2 rRNA genes are annotated in these 1,701 nt (G+C 61.2%); both read right to left on the minus strand.

Annotated elements, in window-relative coordinates:
* Nucleotides 1–621: ribosomal RNA gene (locus CQR48_RS08915) — 23S ribosomal RNA — on the minus strand; the annotation flags it as partial.
* Between the two features lie 431 nt (nucleotides 622–1,052).
* Nucleotides 1,053–1,701 (minus strand): 16S ribosomal RNA (locus tag CQR48_RS08920); the annotation flags it as partial.

Below are 1,701 nucleotides of genomic sequence, written 5' to 3' on the forward strand. Positions count from 1 at the left end.
CCCCACAAAGAAGGCTCCGACGGATCGTAGGCGCACGGTTTCAGGAACTCTTTCACTCCCCTACCGGGGTGCTTTTCACCTTTCCCTCACGGTACTGGTACACTATCGGTCAGACGGGAATACTTAGGCTCACCCCACGGTCGGGGCTGATTCACACGGGATTCCCCGAGGCCCGTGCTACTTGGGCAAACTGTGATACCGAGACGACACGCATACGGCTACGGGGCCATCACCCTCTACGGCCAGGCATTCAATCCTGCTCGCCTCACACGTCGTTTTATCACTCGGCCCGGCCCCGTCGGAGACCGGACACACAGGCCCGCAACACCCCACGCGCAACCCCCGACGGGTATCACACGCGCAAGGTTTGGCCTGGTCCGCTTTCGCTCGCCACTACTCACGGAATATCCTTTCCTGCAGGTACTGAGATGTTTCACTTCCCTGCGTACCCCCCGCACCCAAAGGCGCGGTGACAGCCCATGACGGCTGCCGGGTCACCCCATTCAGAAACCCTCGGATCAAAGCCAGCTCGGCGGCTCCCCGAGGCATATCGCTGCCCGCCACGTCTTTCATCGGTCCCGTCTGCCAAGGCATCCACCATACGCCCTTGCAGGCAACCCCACACACGGGGAACCCGCAAGACCAAACGAACACCGGACGACAGATCATCAACACTCTGCGATCACAAAACGATCAAACAAACAACCAGACCCCCAAAACGGGGACCCGGTCGAAATACATCAGTACAAGCAGACCACAACCAGCCACCCCAAAAAGGGCGGCCACGCGGTCCGCTCGCGTCCACTCTCCAGTTCTCAAACCACCACGCCACACCACACACCCCCACCCGGCGACAACCGGACGGGAACCCATGGCGGGCACCCGAACGCCAACCCCCCGACAAGGAGGGCCGTGGCGGCCAGGGAACCCAACAGCATGCCCATACCCGCCCCCACAACAGGGACGCAACGATCCTTCCACGCCAGCACGCCCGACACCCCAGGGAGAAAACCCCGGGAACCATGCCAGGCACTCAATAAGATTCTCCGTAGAAAGGAGGTGATCCAGCCGCACCTTCCGGTACGGCTACCTTGTTACGACTTAGTCCCAATCACGAGCCTCACCTTAGACGGCTCCCCCCAGCAGAACTGGTCAGGCCACCGGCTTCGGGTGCTGCCCACTTTCATGACTTGACGGGCGGTGTGTACAAGGCCCGGGAACGCATTCACCGCGGCGTTGCTGATCCGCGATTACTAGCGACTCCGCCTTCACGGAGCCGGGTTGCAGGCTCCGATCCGAACTGAGACCGGTTTTCAGGGATCCGCTCCATGTCACCATGTCGCATCCCGTTGTACCGGCCATTGTAGCATGCGTGAAGCCCTGGACGTAAGGGGCATGATGATCTGACGTCATCCCCACCTTCCTCCGGGTTAACCCCGGCGGTCCCCCGTGAGTTCCCGCCATGACGCGCTGGCAACACGGGGCAAGGGTTGCGCTCGTTGCGGGACTTGACCCAACATCTCACGACACGAGCTGACGACGACCATGCACCACCTGTGAACCCGCCCCGAAGGGAAACGACGTCTCCGCCGTCGCCGGGAACATGTCAAGCCCAGGTAAGGTTCTTCGCGTTGCATCGAATTAATCCGCATGCTCCGCCGCTTGTGCGGGCCCCCGTCAATTTCTTTGAGTTTTAGCCTT

The organism is Bifidobacterium thermophilum, from assembly GCF_002846655.1.
Classification (GTDB): Bacteria; Actinomycetota; Actinomycetes; order Actinomycetales; family Bifidobacteriaceae; genus Bifidobacterium; species Bifidobacterium thermophilum.